The 15,469-nt window shown below is 58.6% G+C and carries 15 protein-coding genes and 1 tRNA gene; 6 read left to right on the forward strand and 10 right to left on the reverse strand.

From position 1 onward, the window contains the following. Positions 1-5 precede the first annotated feature (5 nt). Genes pheA through gyrA form a run of 3 tightly spaced genes read right to left on the reverse strand, consistent with a single transcriptional unit; the run spans position 6 to position 4,895 of the window. Entirely contained in the window at positions 6-1,094 is a 1,089-nt protein-coding gene (gene pheA, locus ABS758_RS03335) for a prephenate dehydratase (RefSeq protein ID WP_350380385.1), read from the reverse strand. Beyond that, positions 1,087-2,217, reverse strand: coding sequence for a 3-phosphoserine/phosphohydroxythreonine transaminase (gene serC, locus ABS758_RS03340; protein ID WP_350380382.1), 1,131 nt, complete (start codon positions 2,215-2,217; stop codon positions 1,087-1,089). The genes pheA and serC overlap by 8 nt, the downstream gene beginning before the upstream one ends. Next, positions 2,214-4,895, reverse strand: coding sequence for a DNA gyrase subunit A (gene gyrA, locus ABS758_RS03345; RefSeq protein ID WP_350380379.1), 2,682 nt, complete (start codon positions 4,893-4,895; stop codon positions 2,214-2,216). Before gyrA ends, serC begins: the two co-directional genes overlap by 4 nt. 372 nt (positions 4,896-5,267) lie before the next feature. Between gyrA and ompA the strand changes: the two genes are divergently transcribed. The 3 genes from ompA to ABS758_RS03360 all read left to right on the forward strand — a co-directional run bounded on the left by ompA (position 5,268) and on the right by ABS758_RS03360 (position 7,329). Continuing rightward, positions 5,268-5,837: an outer membrane protein OmpA gene (gene ompA, locus ABS758_RS03350; RefSeq protein WP_350380376.1), complete on the forward strand. Its 570-nt coding sequence runs from the start codon at positions 5,268-5,270 to the stop codon at positions 5,835-5,837. A gap of 95 nt (positions 5,838-5,932) precedes the next feature. Further along, entirely contained in the window at positions 5,933-6,649 is a 717-nt protein-coding gene (gene ubiG, locus ABS758_RS03355; RefSeq protein ID WP_350380374.1) for a bifunctional 2-polyprenyl-6-hydroxyphenol methylase/3-demethylubiquinol 3-O-methyltransferase UbiG, read from the forward strand. Beyond that, positions 6,646-7,329 carry an HAD family hydrolase gene (locus tag ABS758_RS03360; RefSeq protein ID WP_350380372.1) on the forward strand — a complete coding sequence of 228 codons (684 nt, stop codon included), beginning with the start codon at positions 6,646-6,648 and terminating at the stop codon, positions 7,327-7,329. The genes ubiG and ABS758_RS03360 overlap by 4 nt, the downstream gene beginning before the upstream one ends. On the opposite strand, the gene sstT is transcribed toward ABS758_RS03360, so the two are convergent. Then, positions 7,286-8,518 (reverse strand): serine/threonine transporter SstT, encoded by a 1,233-nt coding sequence (sstT, locus tag ABS758_RS03365; RefSeq protein ID WP_350380369.1) that lies wholly within the window; start codon positions 8,516-8,518, stop codon positions 7,286-7,288. The two genes, ABS758_RS03360 and sstT, sit on opposite strands and share 44 nt — an antisense overlap. 131 nt (positions 8,519-8,649) lie before the next feature. Between sstT and ABS758_RS03370 the strand changes: the two genes are divergently transcribed. Continuing rightward, positions 8,650-9,639, forward strand: coding sequence for a diaminopimelate dehydrogenase (locus ABS758_RS03370; RefSeq protein ID WP_350380366.1), 990 nt, complete (start codon positions 8,650-8,652; stop codon positions 9,637-9,639). Positions 9,640-9,649: 10 nt separating this feature from the next. Beyond that, positions 9,650-10,210 (forward strand): DUF924 family protein, encoded by a 561-nt coding sequence (locus ABS758_RS03375; protein WP_350380362.1) that lies wholly within the window; start codon positions 9,650-9,652, stop codon positions 10,208-10,210. On the opposite strand, the gene ABS758_RS03380 is transcribed toward ABS758_RS03375, so the two are convergent. Then, positions 10,202-11,128, reverse strand: coding sequence for a DMT family transporter (locus ABS758_RS03380; RefSeq protein WP_350380360.1), 927 nt, complete (start codon positions 11,126-11,128; stop codon positions 10,202-10,204). The genes ABS758_RS03375 and ABS758_RS03380 overlap by 9 nt on opposite strands. Before the next feature lie 132 nt (positions 11,129-11,260). On the opposite strand from ABS758_RS03380, the gene ABS758_RS03385 reads away from it, so the two are divergent. Continuing rightward, the gene (locus ABS758_RS03385; RefSeq protein ID WP_350380357.1) at positions 11,261-11,599 is read left to right on the forward strand and encodes a carboxymuconolactone decarboxylase family protein; all 339 of its coding nucleotides are present in this window, start codon (positions 11,261-11,263) and stop codon (positions 11,597-11,599) included. Between the two features lie 64 nt (positions 11,600-11,663). On the opposite strand, the gene ABS758_RS03390 is transcribed toward ABS758_RS03385, so the two are convergent. The 5 genes from ABS758_RS03390 to serS form a co-directional block, all read right to left on the reverse strand. Next, positions 11,664-12,452, reverse strand: a complete 789-nt coding sequence (locus ABS758_RS03390) for a lipoate--protein ligase family protein (protein WP_350380355.1) — start codon at positions 12,450-12,452, stop codon at positions 11,664-11,666. Then, positions 12,449-12,754 (reverse strand): lipoate-protein ligase small subunit, encoded by a 306-nt coding sequence (gene lplB, locus ABS758_RS03395; RefSeq protein WP_350380352.1) that lies wholly within the window; start codon positions 12,752-12,754, stop codon positions 12,449-12,451. The genes ABS758_RS03390 and lplB overlap by 4 nt, the downstream gene beginning before the upstream one ends. 424 nt (positions 12,755-13,178) lie before the next feature. Next, complete coding sequence (locus ABS758_RS03400) at positions 13,179-13,391, reverse strand: cold-shock protein (protein ID WP_350380349.1); 213 nt, start codon at positions 13,389-13,391, stop codon at positions 13,179-13,181. A 405-nt stretch (positions 13,392-13,796) separates the two neighbouring features. Beyond that, a tRNA-Ser gene (locus ABS758_RS03405) sits at positions 13,797-13,887 on the reverse strand. A gap of 136 nt (positions 13,888-14,023) precedes the next feature. After that, complete coding sequence (gene serS, locus ABS758_RS03410; protein WP_350380840.1) at positions 14,024-15,361, reverse strand: serine--tRNA ligase; 1,338 nt, start codon at positions 15,359-15,361, stop codon at positions 14,024-14,026. Positions 15,362-15,469: the final 108 nt, after the last annotated feature.

Genomic DNA, 15,469 nt, shown 5'->3' on the forward strand with positions numbered 1-15,469 from the left:
ATACCTTATTGCCGCGGGTAAGAACCCAGAATCTTGAAGAAAGCCACTTGTTGTCGTAGTTCGGCCAAGGCCAGCGCAACGGGTTCGTCTTGGTGGTGGCCCAGGATATCGACATAGAAATAATATTCCCACTGGCCGGTTCTGGCTGGGCGGGATTCGAAACGCGTCATGGAAACACCGTACTGCGACAGGGGCGCCAACATGTCGTAGACCGCGCCAGCACGGTTGGGGACGGCGAGAATCAGGCTGGTTTTGTCACGCCCGGTAGGGCCGGCATCACGCGGCCCCACGGCCAGAAACCGGGTTTGATTTTGTGGGTCGTCCTGAATACCGCTGGCAACAGCACTGAGGCCCCAGGCGACTGCGGCAGAATCGCCCGCAATGGCGGCGCAACCAGGATTCTCGGAGGCAACCCGGGCGGCCTGTGCATTGCTGGCTACCGGCATGCGCTCGAGGCCTGGATAGTGACGACTGAGCCAGGCCTGGCATTGAGCCAGTGCCTGAGGGTGACCCAGCACCTGGGTAACGCCTTCGAGGCCCCCCGTGCGCGTGAGCAAATTATGGTGAATACGGATCGTGCGCTCGCCCAGCACCTTGAGTGAGGTATTGAGCAGGAGATCCAGACTGTGATTGACAGCACCTTCGGTGGAGTTTTCGACCGGCACCATGCCGACATCGGCCTGCCCGGCCTCGACAGAACGAAAGACTTCGTCGAAAGACTCGCAGCGCAAGCTCTCGATGGCATTGCCAAAGTGCTCAAATGCGGCTTGCTCGGAGAAGGAGCCCTGCGGCCCCAGAAATGCCACAGTAAGAACGCTTTCGAGGCCACGGCAGGCCGAGATGACCTGCCCCCAGATGGCGGCCACTGCCGCCTCGGGGATTGGCCCGTTATTGATGGTTTGCAAGCGTCGAACGATCAGGGCTTCGCGCTCGGGCTTGAGCACCGGGCCCGTGACATCGAAGCGTTTTTTGACATCACCCACCTGCAGGGCTGTCTGGGCCCGCTGGTTGAGCAATACCAGGATTTGCTCGTCGAGCGCGTCGATGCGGGCACGCAGGGGCTCGAGGCTGGCCTGGAGCTTGGCATCAGCCATGGCGCGCCTCGAAGTCCTTCATGAAAGTGATCAGTGCCTGGACGCCGTCGAGGGGCATGGCGTTATACAGGGACGCCCGCATACCACCAACAGACTTATGCCCCTTGAGTGCCAGCAGGCCTGCTGCTTCGGATTCGGCCAGAAAGGCAGCATTGAGGGTTTCGTCACGCAGGAAAAACGGAACATTCATGCGCGACCGCACTGCCGGATGAATCCGGCTCTCGTAGAGTGACGAGGCGTCCAGATATTGATACAAAGTGCGTGATTTGACTGTGCTCGCAGCGTCCATGGCCGCCACACCGCCCTGCTTGATCAACCACTTGAAGACCAGCCCCGCCACATAGATGGCAAAGGTGGGCGGTGTGTTGAACATCGACTGGGCCTTGGCCACTGGGGCGTAATCAAATACCGAGGGGCATTGCGCAGACGCATGGCCGATGAGGTCTTTGCGCACGAACACCAGTGTGACGCCCGCAGGGCCGGCATTTTTTTGTGCGCCGGCATACACCATGCCCAGCCGGGAGAAATCAATGTGCCGCGACAGGATATTGGAGGACATGTCGGCCACGACAGGGACTTCTGGCGCACCCAGGGCTGCCATATCCGGCATCACGGGCTGCTCGATGCCGCCGATGGTTTCATTGGCACACAGATGCAGGTATGCCGCATCCTGGCGCACCTGCCATTGGCTTTGCTCTGGCAGCCAGCACCAGGAGCCATACGTGGCGCCGTCGATTTCCTGGGAGGTCTCTGCGGTGGCGGCGACGGCTATATCACCATAACGCTGGGCCTCGACAAAGGATTTTTTTGCCCAATGGCCACTCAGGACGTAATCAGCACGGCCCAAACCATTGCGCCCAATCAGATTGAGCGGCACCAGAGCATTTTGTGCAGATGCCCCACCCTGCATGAACAGGACTTCAAAATCATCAGGTACTGCCAGCAATGTACGCAAATCGGCCTCGGCCTCATCACGAATACGGCTGTAATGCTTGCCTCGATGGCTCATTTCCATGACGGAGGTGCCACTGCCCTGCCAATCACAGAGATCAGCGGCAGCCTGTTGCAAGACATCCAGAGGCAGGGTGGAAGGCCCTGCCGCGAAATTCCAGGGGCGGTTCATGCGGGATCCTTGGGTGTAACGGAATCATCTGCCGCCGGCGCCGCAGGGGCGGCATCTCCACCCTCGCCACCTGGCTCGTCGGAAGCGTCTTCGGGGGCTTCGTCATCGGCATCGCTTTCGGCCACTCGACGCACCCCAATGAGGCTGCTGTCTTCGTCGACATTGATGAGCGTGACACCCTGAGTGGCACGCCCCATCTCGCGAACTTCGGATACCCGGGTGCGCACCAGTACGCCCGATGTGGTGATCAGCATGATCTCGTCTTCGGGTTGCACCAGTACGGCACCCACCACCTTGCCGTTGCGAGCGGATGTCTGGATGGCGATCATGCCTTTGGTACCACGCCCATGGCGCGTGTACTCGACGATGGAGGTGCGCTTGCCATACCCGTTTTCGGTGGCAGTCAGCACACTTTCGGCTTCGTCTTCAGCCACCAGCAGCGCAATGACAGTCTGGCCGTCTTCGAGGAACATGCCACGGACACCGCGCGCCGCGCGCCCCATCGGGCGCACGTCGTTTTCATCAAAGCGTACCGCCTTGCCGGCATCGGAGAACAGCATGACATCATGCTTGCCATCGGTGAGCTCGGCGCCGATGAGGAAGTCGCCCTCGTCGAGGCCCACTGCGATGATGCCGGCCTTGCGCGGATTGGAGAAATCAGACAACGGTGTCTTTTTGACCGTACCGCGCGAGGTGGCCATGAAGACGAATTGATCTTCGCTGAAGGCCTTGACAGTGAGCACCGCGGTGATGGTTTCACCATCCACCAACGGGAACATATTGACGATCGGGCGCCCCCTTGAGTTACGCGAACCCTGTGGAACCTCCCAGACCTTGAGCCAATAGACCCGACCGCGATCGGAGAAGCACAAGAGATAATCGTGGGTGTTGGCGATGAACAGCTGGTCGACCCAGTCGTCTTCTTTCATCGTGGTTGCCTGCTTGCCGCGCCCGCCACGTTTTTGCGCCCGGTACTCGGACAAAGGCTGGCTCTTGATGTAGCCGCTGCGCGACAGCGTGACCACCATGTCCATGGGGGTGATGAGGTCTTCGGTTTCGAGCTCGGTGGCATTGAACTCGATCTCGGAGCGCCGCGGATCGCTGGCGCTGCCGGAGAATTCGGCTCGGACAGCCTGGAGTTCTTCGCTGATGATGGTGGTGACGCGATCAGGACGTGCCAGGATATCCAGCAAATCAGCAATGATATCCATGATGTCGCGGTACTCGCCGATCACCTTGTCTTGCTCGAGCCCCGTCAGGCGTTGCAGACGCATGTTGAGGATTTCTTGCGCCTGAACCTCGGAGAGCCGGTACAGACCATTGGCCTGCAAGCCAAACTGGGGATCCAGGCCGTCGGGCCGGTAGGCCGATCGCCCGCCAGAAGCGGCGTTGGCGTCTGCACGCGCAAGCATCTCGCGTACCAGAGAGGAATCCCAGTCTTTCTCCATCAGGGACTGACGCGCCACGGGCGGTGTCGGTGCAGCCTTGATGATGGCAATGAAATCATCGATGTTGGCCAGGGCAACCGCCAGGCCTTCGAGCACGTGGCCGCGCTCGCGGGCTTTGCGCAACTGAAAAATGGTGCGACGGGTAACGACTTCGCGGCGGTGCCGCAGGAAGTAGTTCACCATCTGCTTGAGGTTGAGCAAACGGGGCTGGCCATCAACCAGCGCCACCATGTTCATGCCAAAGGTTTCTTGCAGCTGGGTATTTTTATACAGATTATTGAGCACGACTTCGGGGACTTCGCCACGCTTGAGCTCGATCACCAGACGCATGCCGTCTTTGTCGGACTCGTCGCGAATATCGGAGATGCCGTCGATTTTTTTCTCGTTGACCAGTTCTGCAATACGCTCTTGCAGGGTCTTTTTATTGACCTGATACGGAATGGCGTCGATGACGATGGACTGCCGGTTGCCGTGAGGGAGGTCTTCGAAGTGGGCTTTTGCACGCATCACCACCCGGCCACGCCCGGTGCGATAGCCTTCACGGACACCGGCGATGCCATAGATGATGCCACCCGTGGGGAAATCAGGCGCCGGAATGCGCTCGATGAGCTCATCGATGGTGCAATCAGGGTTGCGCAAACAATACAGACACCCTTCAACAACCTCGGACAGGTTATGCGGCGGGATGTTAGTAGCCATACCCACCGCAATACCGGCACTGCCATTTACCAGCAAGTTGGGCAGACGCGAGGGCAGCAACAGGGGCTCCTGTTCGCTGCCATCGTAGTTGGGGCCAAAATCCACGGTGTCCTGATCGATGTCGGCCAGGATTTCGTGCGCAATTTTGGACAGGCGGACTTCGGTGTAACGCATGGCTGCCGCGTTATCGCCATCGATCGAGCCAAAGTTGCCCTGGCCGTCTACCAGCATGTAGCGCAGAGAAAAATCCTGAGCCATCCGGACGATTGTGTCGTATACGGCTGAGTCGCCGTGAGGGTGATATTTACCGATGACGTCACCGACAATACGCGCTGACTTCTTGTAAGCACGGTTCCAGTCGTTGTTCAACTCGTGCATGGCAAAAAGGACACGCCGATGCACAGGCTTGAGGCCATCGCGTACGTCGGGCAATGCCCGCCCGACGATGACGCTCATGGCGTAATCCAGGTAACTACGCTGCATTTCGTCTTCTAACGAAACAGGCAGGGTCTCTTTGGCGAAGGATTCCATTGATATGTCCGAAACCGATAGGCGGGAAACAGCCCGAAGCAATCGGTGATTCTATCATTCACCACCAGAGAGCGATCAGACAGGCAATCTTCTGTGGCAATCGGGCTGCGCGGCCTCATCAACCGACGATCGTTGTGAAAACCCCACAGCCTGGGCGCCCGGCCCGTCTAAATAGGGCTCAGAGTGGCCGACAAAGGGATCAATACTTAACTGCGGCGGCAAAAATGCCTTAAGATTTCGGCTAACACGCATCAAACCCAGCGCAATTCATAGTTTTCCAACTAGACATTGCTATACTGGAAATGTTCTTTCGATATGCGGCGGGGGTTCGCTGCGGTCACTTTCAAGCATCATGCTCAAACGAGGAGAAACATGAATAAACCCTCCAAAATCGCTATTGGACTCGCCATTGCTGCTATGGCTGTCGTGGGTACCGCATCGGCAAGCGACAACTGGGTCAACGTTGATGGCCATGTGTGGAAAGATGCGAGCGGCCAAAACTGCTGGCGCGATGCATTCTGGACTCCGGCAACTGCTGCCGAAGGTTGCGGCTTGCCCGTCGCTGAAGCGCCTGTCGTTGCACCGACTGCCAGCAAGGTCGTGCTCAACGCTGACACATTCTTCGACTTCGACAAGTCCACAATCAAACCCGAAGGCCGTCAGGTCCTGGATCAAGTTGCCCAGCAAGCTGGCACCATCAATCTGGAAACCATCATCGCCGTCGGCCACACCGATTCCATCGGTACCGAAGCCTACAACCAGAAACTCTCCGAGCGTCGTGCAAATTCGGTCAAGCAATACCTGATCAGCAAGGGTGTTGCCGCTGATCGTATCTATGCCGAAGGCAAGGGCGAAATGCAACCCGTCGCGTCCAACAAGACCCGCGAAGGCCGTGCCCAAAACCGTCGCGTGGAAATCGAAATCGTCGGTACCCGCAAGTAATACTGCAGACCGCACGTACTGCCACACCTTCGGGTGTGGCAGTTTTCAAGGCTCCGCGCATGCGCGGGGCCTTGTTCATTTTCGGAACCCAATTCATGCAAACAGCCAACGCCAGCCAGGCGGAGCTCGACAAGTTCAGTGCACTGGCTTCTACCTGGTGGGATCCCGCCGGCCAGCTTAAAACCCTGCACGACATCAATCCCCTGCGTCTCGACTGGATTCGCACCCAGGCGGGGACGCTATCAGGCCAACGCGTCCTGGATATCGGATGTGGGGGCGGCTTGCTCTCCGAGGCACTCGCAGCCGATGGCGCAGAGGTGACCGGTATCGATCTGTCGCAGCCGGCCATCCAGATTGCCCGTTTGCACGGGCACGAATCCAATATCCACGTGCAATACGAGTGCACCAGCGCTGAGTCCCATGCAGCAGAACACGCCGGACAGTATGACGTGGTAACCTGCATGGAACTGCTGGAGCATGTCCCCGACCCCGCTGCCATTGTTCAGGCCTGCGCCCAGTTAGTCCGCCCAGGCGGGCTGGTATGTTTTTCCACGCTCAACCGTAATCCAAAATCGTTTTTGCTGGCGATTGTGGCGGCCGAATACCTGCTGCGCATGGTACCCAGGGGTACGCATGCGTACCAGCAGTTCATCACGCCCAGCGAGCTTGCCAGTGCTGCACGCCAGGCAACGCTAGAAGTCAGCGCACTGGACGGCATCGAATACCATCCCCTGACCCAACACTACTCACTTGGCCGGGACACCAGCGTGAACTACATGATGGCGGCTCGCCGCCCGGAAGCCGACGTATGACACCGCGCATGATTCTGTTTGATTTCGACGGCACCCTGGCAGATACTGCCCCCGACCTTGCAGCAGCCGCCAATTTGCAACGCGGATATCGCGGCTTGCCCGCCCTGGATTACGCCCTGTTGCGTCCACATGCCTCACATGGGGCCCGGGGCCTGCTGAAAGCAGCTTTGGACATCGATGCCAGCCACGCCGACTACGAGCAGTGCCGCCAGCAATTTTTGCAGGATTACGCAAAGACCATGCTGGAACACGCACGGTTGTTTGCCGGGATCGACGAACTGCTGGAACAGCTGTTTCAGGCAGCCACGCCTTGGGGGATTGTCACCAACAAGACTGAGGCACTGACTCTACCCATGGTGCACCATCTGGGGCTTGAGAGCCGCTGCTGTGTCACAGTGGGGGGCGACACCACCGCCCACACCAAACCGCACCCCGAGCCACTGCTGCATGCCGCCCGGCAGACAGGTTTCTTGCCCCAGCACTGTCTGTATGTGGGCGACGATGAGCGCGATATTCTGGCCGGCAAGGCGGCTGGCATGGCCACTGTGGCCGCCGGCTACGGATATTGCTCGCTGGATGACCCCGAGCGTTGGCAGGCCGACGCAGTAGCCCACCAACCCGCCGATCTATGGCCGATTATTCAGGGCTGGACACAGGACGGAAAGATCCGGCCGCGGTAAACAGCACATCAGTGGATGAGTTCAGGGCAGTTTCTGCAGAATCCTGCAGCACGCCAATAATGAAGCCCACCCCCACTACCTGCATGGCGAGATCGTTGGAAATCCCGAACAGGCTGCATGCCACAGGGATCAGCAACAATGATCCGCCAGCAACCCCCGAGGCCCCGCAGGCACACACAGCGGCCACCACGCTCAACAACAATGCCGTAAAGAGATCAACCGAAACCCCCAAGGTATTGACGGCCGCCAGCGTGAGCACGGTAATGGTTACCGCCGCACCAGCCATGTTGATGGTGGCACCCAGAGGAATCGACACTGAATACGTATCTTCTTCCAGGCCAAGTTTTTCGCACAAGGCCATATTGACGGGGATATTGGCCGCCGAGCTGCGTGTGAAAAACGCCGTGACGCCGGATTCGCGCAGGCAAGTGAACACCAGAGGGTACGGATTGGAGCGGATGCGCCAGAAGACAATCAACGGGTTGACCACCAACGCCACAAACACCATACACCCCAACAACACCCCCAGCAGGCGGGCATAATCCAGCAAGGCGTCAAAGCCGGTATCGGCGATGGTGGCTGCCACCAGGCCAAAGATCCCTACGGGTGCTGTGCGAATCACCACACGCACAATAAACGACACACTCTCGGACAAATCCAGCAACATGGTTTTGCTGGCGCCATGCGCGTGACGCAACGCAATCCCCAGACCAACCGCCCAAGCCAAAATACCAATGTAATTGGCCTCCAGCAAAGCATGAACCGGGTTGTCCACGACACTCAGCAAGAGATTTTTCAGCACTTCCAGCACACCGCTGGGCGGGCTGACGGCAGCATCCGTGAGCTGCAACTGGATCGTCAGGGGAAACATAAAGCTGGCCACCACTGCCACCAATGCGGCTGCAAACGTACCCACCAGATACAACATAAGAATGGGGCCTAGCTGCGTCTGCGAACCTTTATGGTGATTGGCAATTGACGCGGATACCAGCACAAACACCAAGATGGGTGCAATCGATTTAAGCGCAGTAACAAACAGATTGCCCAAAAGCCCCACAGATTTGGCCGCCTCAGGGAAACCATAAGCCAGGGCCACACCAGCAAGTAAACCGATGAGAATTTGGCCGACGAGACTCCCGTGTGTCACAAAATGCAGCAAGGGGTGGGATGAATGGGCAGATCGCGCCATAAGAGTGTTCCATACCTGACAAAATTTGGCCGCCATTCTAGCACTCCCCTGCCAGACTGCCGGACGACGAGTGGATACAATAAGCGGAGTGCATTCTGCACAGGGCCTAGATACATCAAATAAGGAACTTCATGGATTCATCCCCGATTCGCATCGGCATCGCCGGCTATGGCAACCTCGGACGTGGTGCACAGGCCGCCATCGCACAGCAGCCCGACATGCAGCTGGTGGGCGTATTTACGCGCCGTAATCCTGCCTCGCTGCAACTGGCCGATCCTTCCATACCCGTGTGGTCGATCGACGAGGCTGCCGCCCGACGGGATGAGATCGATGTCCTGATTTTATGCGGTGGATCCAAGGATGATCTCCCCGTGCAAGGGCCTTCCCTGGCACAGTGGTACACCACCATCGACAGCTTCGATACGCACGCCAAGATCCCGGAATACTTCAGTTCGGTAGATGCCGTGGCGCGAGCACACGGCAATATTTCGATTCTGGCCGTCGGTTGGGATCCGGGCCTGTTTTCCCTCAACCGCCTGATGGGCGAGGCCATCCTGCCTCAGGGCGCAACCTACACGTTTTGGGGCAAAGGGCTCAGCCAGGGGCATTCTGACGCCATCCGCCGGGTGCCCGGGGTAGCCGCCGGCGTGCAATACACGCTTCCGGTACAAGACGCTGTCAATCAGGTTCGGGCCGGGCAGCAGCCCCAGCTCAGCACCCGCCAGAAACACACCCGTGAATGCTTTGTGGTGTTGCAACCCGGTGCGGATAGCGATCAGGTGCGCCAAGCCATTGTCACCATGCCCAATTATTTTGCCGATTACGACACCACGGTGCATTTTATTGATACTGACACCCTGCAGCGCGAACACTCCGGCATGCCACACGGTGGTTTTGTCATCCGCAGCGGGCAGTCTGGCCACGGCGATGGCCAAGTCATGGAGTTTTCACTGAATCTGGCCAGCAATCCGGGGTTTACCTCGAGTGTGCTGGTGGCCTATGCCCGTGCCGCCTGGCGCCTGAAAGCAGCGGGCGAAACCGGCGCCCGAACTGTCCTTGATATTGCTCCCGGCTTGCTGTCACCCAAATCTGCGGCCGATTTGCGCCGCGAACTACTCTAGAGTCTGTTTCATGCCCACACGCCGTCCCGCAGCCAAGCAAGCAAGCGATGCCCACGCAATGGTCGATTTTTGGCAGACGGCGGGGCCAAGCAAATGGTTTGCAAAAAACAAGCAATTTGATGCGGATTTTCGTGAACGATTTGCCCAGGCGCACTTTGCCGCTGCGCATCGAGAGCTGTCCGGCTGGTTGCAAGAACCAGAGTCATCCCTGGCTTTGATTCTGCTGCTGGATCAATATCCACGAAACGCTTTTCGGGACACCGGGCATATGTTTGCCACCGACGGCCTGGCGCTGTGCTATGCCCGGCAAGCACTTCGGCACCTGAAAGACATCGAGCCTGATCTGCGCAATTTTATTTGCCTGCCTTTCATGCACTCCGAAAACCTGCTCACACAGCAGGAATCCATCAATCTTTATCGCCAGCATGCGCCGGACTCGATGCGCTGGGCCCAGGAGCACCACGATATCATCGCGCGCTTTGGCCGGTTTCCCCATCGCAATGCGGCGCTGGGCCGCACCACCACCCTGGCAGAACAGGCGTTTCTGGATGCCGGCGGGTTTTCAGGTTGAATGTGCCCGCCACTGAGCGTACCAGCCATAGCCACTGAGCAACACAACCCCAACCACAACCAGTGCGGCACCCAGCAAAAAACCCGGGCCTATAGGTTCATCCAGTAACCACGCACCCAGCACCACACCAAACAAGGGGGTTAAAAACGAGAAGACCCCCAGGCGTGACGCCAGGTATTTGCGCAGCAACCAAAACCACGTCAGATAGCTGATAAACGCCACAAATACAGTCTGAAACGCCAGGCCGGCCCACACCAGCGGGCTCGGATGAAACGTGGTTTGCCCGGTTGACACGGCAAAGAGCATGATCAAAAAAGAACCCACCACCAGCTGATACATCAGCGACTGGCTGGCGGGCAAAGCAGCCAAAGGCGTTACCCTGACCACCACCGTAGTGGCTCCCCAGGCGGCGCCGCCCAGCAGGGCCAACAGATCCCCCCAGAGCATGGCCGATGCCATCGGATGGGCAGCGGGGCCTTTACGCACCAGAAACGCAATACCCACGCCGGCAAATGCCACCACTACCCCGCTCCACTGAATCCACGCCAGGCGTTCTTCGGCCAGCTTCCAGTGCAAACCTATGGCGGCAAAAATGGGGGCGGTATAGAGCAACACCACCACATGACCCGCCGTGGTAAAGCGCAGGCTCTCACCAATAAAGACGAACTCAAGTGCATACAGGGCACCCACACACATCCCGGGGCGCCAGAGCGAGAGCGCCTGGCTGATGGATTCCCGGCGCCACAACATGACCAGCGCCACCAGCACGCCGCCAAATGCCGTGCGCCAGCCAATCTGGAAAACCGGTGAAAAATCATCTGTGGTGGCCTTGAGGGCAATTTGCTGCATGGCCCAGATGAGACACAACAGCAGCATCAGCCCCGATGCCCGGCCGTCCATGGGTCGACGTTGATCCACCAGAATTTCCTTGGGTAAAGAGAGCCATTGTAGGGCCCCTGTTGCCAGAAGGGCTTCGCTGGCCGGGACAATCCGGGCGGTCTATCATGAACCCATCATTGTTCAACCTGTCCCTCCAAAGGAGTTGCCCCCATGGATTCACCTATGTACCCCAATGCCACCGCCGACCTGGCCAAACGGCGTGCCGAACTTGCCCCCGAGCCTCTGGCTGCTTTCAAGGCATTCAGCAAGGCGGTATTTGCGGCTGGCGCCCTGGACGCGAAAACCAAGCAACTGATTGCCGTGGCTGTAGCGCACGTCACTCAATGCCCGTATTGCATCAAGGGTCACACCGAAGGTGCCTCACGGGCCGGGGCAACCGACACCGAGATCATGGAAGCAATCTGGGTGGCCGCCGAGATGCGCGCAGGCGGTGCGTATGCTCACTCCAACCTGGCGCTGCAAACACTGGATCACCTGCACAACAAATGACACGGCTGGTGCCAAGGCATGCGGTATAGGGCGTGGCCCCACCCACTGATGTGGGGGGCTCGCCTCAGGGTACCTTGCTGATCCAGCTGAAGGTACCAAATTTCTCCTGGATCAGGCGGTTTGCCGTGGCAAGCTCGGGGGGTGTCAGGGTGGATTCCTGCAAGCCATTACGCTGTCGGAAAACATCGATCATCTTCTGGATCAGGCTCTCGCGCGAGAGCCCGGTTTGGCTGCGCAGGGGATCTACCCGCTTGGCGGCCGATGTCGTGCCTTTATCCGAGAGTTTTTCACGGCCTATGCGCAACACCTGCAACATCTTGACCGCATCGATATCGTAGGCCATGGTGACATGGTGCAATACCGCCCCACCCCGGCGAGCCTGTGCCGCCCCACCGATTTTTCCAGCCTCAGAGGTAATGTCGTTGAGCGGCTGATACCAGGCCTTGATGCCTGCGTCGTCCAGGGCCTGCAGCACAAAATCATCCATATAGGCGTATGCATCCTTGAAGCTCATCCCCTCAACCAGGGACAAGGGGGCATAAATTGAGTAGGTGATGGTGTTGCCTGGTTCGATAAACATGGCGCCACCACCACTGATACGGCGCACCACCTGAATCCCGTGGGCTTCGGCTGCGTGGGCGTCTACCTCGTTTTTGAGCGACTGAAAAATACCGATAACGACGGCGGGCGTCGCCCACTCCCATATCCGCAAGGTGGGTGGCCGGCGACCGGCGGCAACCTCGTCCAGCAAGACCTGATCAAGGGCCATATGCTGCAATGGCTGCAAGGGCTGGGGATGCACCAGTTGCCAGTTAAAGTCTGTCCATTGACTGCGCGCGGCTGGGGTTTTCATGCCAGTGCCCTCCGGACAACCACGGCAATGCCCTCTGGGCTGATGCCAAACATCTCGACGTTGGCATCCAGCGCCTGCCGGACATGGCGGGCGATGCCAGCCTCGTCAGTCTCTGCGGGCAAGCCCTCGAGGGCGGCATTGATGCAATCCAGCGCCTCGGGAGGTTCGAGGAAGAAATCCCCGGACAGGCGAACCTGGGCCAGGAGGCCGTTATCAACCGCCAGATCAACCACCACCAGTTTGCCCCCGGGTATTTTGTACTCGCCGTGTCCTGGTGGATGTTCTGGTGTTGTGCTGGTCATGGGAAATCCTGTGTGTGGCGTCGGCTAAGATAAGGTCTTACTTTCCAGCCGCCATTATGACTGCGAACCCCGGCAAAAAACAGGATTCACCCCAAGACGAGGCAGGCCAAACGATGGATCGCTGCGGCCGGCCAAGCGCGGGGTGATGCGCACCCTGCAGGTACGGCCACACCTGGCCGATGATCATCTGGATCATGATTCCCTCCACAGATTTCTCGGCAGCCGTCCGCGGTCCAGTTTGGCCTGGACCAGGCTGGCGGCGTCGGCCTTGGTGATGTCGTGGTCATCGTTGACGTCCCTAAACCCCCCGCCATCCGCGCCCTGATCAAGTAACCTGGCCAACAAAAAGCCGAACCCAATGTTTCAAAAGGTTCGGCCACATTCGACTGCTCTATGTGCCCGCCAACTCAGGCGAGCAGAGCTATCAAATAACTTTGATCATTGACGCTTGAGGGCCTTTCTGCCCTTGCTTTGCTACAAACGATACGCGCTGATTTTCTTCGAGGCTCTTGTGGCCCTGCGCGCCCTGGATGTCGCTGTAGTGTGCGAAGAGGTCCTTGCCACCCGATTCGGGCATGATAAAGCCGAATCCCTTGTCGTTGTTGAACCACTTCACGATGCCGATTTCTGTATTCAATGTAAGTCCTAAGTAGAAGGGAAAAATATCCCCGTACTTACTATAGGGCCTGGGGCAATATAAAGCCAGCTCTGTTACTCAATAACACACAGCGCTACCCCGCCCGCCAAAAGCTGGGGCCAGCAAATAGGAGATCGCCATGCTCACCTATGCGTCCTAAACCTGCATCCTGCGCGCGATCGTTTCGCACCGCAGGCCCAACACACGACCCTTACCCCAACACGCGAATTGGGAACCTCAGAGCCGGTCGCGCAACGGCAAGAGGATCAACAGTGGGGATGATCGGATGTTCGCCAAGGCTTGCACGGATTCGGGCATCAAGAACTTCCGAACCCGAAACGGAAAAAGCAAACGGCACTCAGGTGAAATCCTGAATGCCGTAGCGGCTTGATCTTATTTAAGGCCTGGCGGACAGGGTGGGATTCGAACCCACGGTACGGGAAAACCGTACGCCTGATTTCGAGTCAGGTACATTCGACCACTCTGCCACCTGTCCGGACTTGAATGCGGTCAAGCTGCGCATTCTAGCACAAAACAGGGCGGCTACCGCGATGCGGCGCCTGGCAGAAACGTGCATCAAACCCACCGTGACCATACCCGGGGGGCGCCAGCCGCATGTCAGTTACGCTGCCTTAAGCTCGAAGCTCGGTGAGGCCACCCATGTACGGTTGCAGGGCTTCGGGCACCCGCACGCTACCATCGGCTTGCTGGTAGTTCTCGAGCACTGCCACCAAGGCACGGCCAACCGCCAACCCGGAGCCATTGAGCGTATGCAGGTACTCGGGTTTGGCCTTGGGGCCATCGGGGCGGAATCGTGCCTGCAGGCGCCGTGCCTGAAAATCCAGGCAATTGGACACCGAGGAGATTTCGCGCCAGGTGTTTTGAGCCGGCAGCCAGACTTCAAGATCATAAGTTTTGGCTGAACCAAAGCCCATGTCACCCGCACACAGCAGCACGACCCGATAAGGCAGGCCCAGCGCCTGCAGCACGTGCTCGGCATGGCCTACCATTTCGTCCAGCGCCAGCCAGGATTGCTCCGGATGCACGATCTGCACCATTTCGACCTTGTCGAACTGATGCTGACGGATCAGGCCACGCAGGTCGCGCCCGCCACTGCCCGCTTCCGAGCGAAAACAAGGGGTGTGAGCGGTGAGTTTGAGCGGCAAATCATGCACATCGACGATGCGATCGCGCACGGTGCCAGTGAGGGGGATCTCGGCGGTTGAGATCAGATAAAGGTCTTCGGACTGGCCTTCGTCATCCGGGGTGCTGCCCTGGCCGCCCCGGGTAACCCAAAACATGTCTTCCTTGAATTTGGGCAACTGGCCTGTGCCAAACAAGGTGGAGCTATTGACGATATAGGGGGTGTAGCACTCCTGGTAGCCATGCTGGGTGGTTTGAAGATCCAGCATGAACTGCGCCAAGGCCCGGTGCAGGCGGGCCACAGGCCCGCGCAGCATCATGAAACGGGCCCCCACCAAAGAGCGGGCCGACTCAAAATCCAGCCCCATGGGCTCGGCCAGTGCCACGTGATCTTGTGGCTCGAAGCCCAGGGGCGCCGGATTACCCTCGGCGTCTGCCTTGCCCGGCAACCAGCGACGCACCTCGACGTTATCGGCCTCGGAGGTGCCGTCTGGTACGCTTTCATCGGGCAGGTTGGGAATAGTCATGAGCCACTGGGCAAGCTCTTGCTGCACCAGAGAAAGATCCTGCTCAAGCGCTTTGAGACGATCCGGGAGGGCCTGGGACTCGGCCAGTGCCACGGAGGCATCCTCGCCACGAGACTTGAGTTGTCCAATCTGTTTGGCCAGGGCATTGCGGCGGGCCTGCAGCTCTTCAGTTTGAACCTGCACCGCTTTGCGGCGGGCCTCGAGGGCGTGGTAGCGATCAGTGTCGAAGCTCAGGCCGCGTCTGGCCAGGGCACGTACAACTCGGTCCAGGTCTTTGCGCAACAGATTGGTATCTAGCATGATGGTGGCAGAAAAATGAAATCGCGCCAGAAACACCTGGCGCATTGGGAACAGCATATTGTATTAAATTAAACCACGACACTTAAACCTTCACCGCGTTGCCTCCTG

Origin of the sequence: Castellaniella sp. FW104-7C03, from assembly GCF_040276085.1 — a bacterium.
Taxonomy (GTDB): Bacteria; Pseudomonadota; Gammaproteobacteria; order Burkholderiales; family Burkholderiaceae_B; genus Castellaniella.

Coding starts and splice junctions, on each gene's coding strand:
- pheA (WP_350380385.1), bottom strand. CDS start 1,094: ATGGCTGATGCCAAGCTCCAGGCCAGCCTCGAGCCCCTGCGTGCCCGC.
- serC (WP_350380382.1), bottom strand. CDS start 2,217: ATGAACCGCCCCTGGAATTTCGCGGCAGGGCCTTCCACCCTGCCTCTG.
- gyrA (WP_350380379.1), bottom strand. CDS start 4,895: ATGGAATCCTTCGCCAAAGAGACCCTGCCTGTTTCGTTAGAAGACGAA.
- ompA (WP_350380376.1), top strand. CDS start 5,268: ATGAATAAACCCTCCAAAATCGCTATTGGACTCGCCATTGCTGCTATG.
- ubiG (WP_350380374.1), top strand. CDS start 5,933: ATGCAAACAGCCAACGCCAGCCAGGCGGAGCTCGACAAGTTCAGTGCA.
- ABS758_RS03360 (WP_350380372.1), top strand. CDS start 6,646: ATGACACCGCGCATGATTCTGTTTGATTTCGACGGCACCCTGGCAGAT.
- sstT (WP_350380369.1), bottom strand. CDS start 8,518: ATGGCGCGATCTGCCCATTCATCCCACCCCTTGCTGCATTTTGTGACA.
- ABS758_RS03370 (WP_350380366.1), top strand. CDS start 8,650: ATGGATTCATCCCCGATTCGCATCGGCATCGCCGGCTATGGCAACCTC.
- ABS758_RS03375 (WP_350380362.1), top strand. CDS start 9,650: ATGCCCACACGCCGTCCCGCAGCCAAGCAAGCAAGCGATGCCCACGCA.
- ABS758_RS03385 (WP_350380357.1), top strand. CDS start 11,261: ATGGATTCACCTATGTACCCCAATGCCACCGCCGACCTGGCCAAACGG.
- ABS758_RS03390 (WP_350380355.1), bottom strand. CDS start 12,452: ATGAAAACCCCAGCCGCGCGCAGTCAATGGACAGACTTTAACTGGCAA.
- lplB (WP_350380352.1), bottom strand. CDS start 12,754: ATGACCAGCACAACACCAGAACATCCACCAGGACACGGCGAGTACAAA.
- serS (WP_350380840.1), bottom strand. CDS start 15,361: ATGCTAGATACCAATCTGTTGCGCAAAGACCTGGACCGAGTTGTACGT.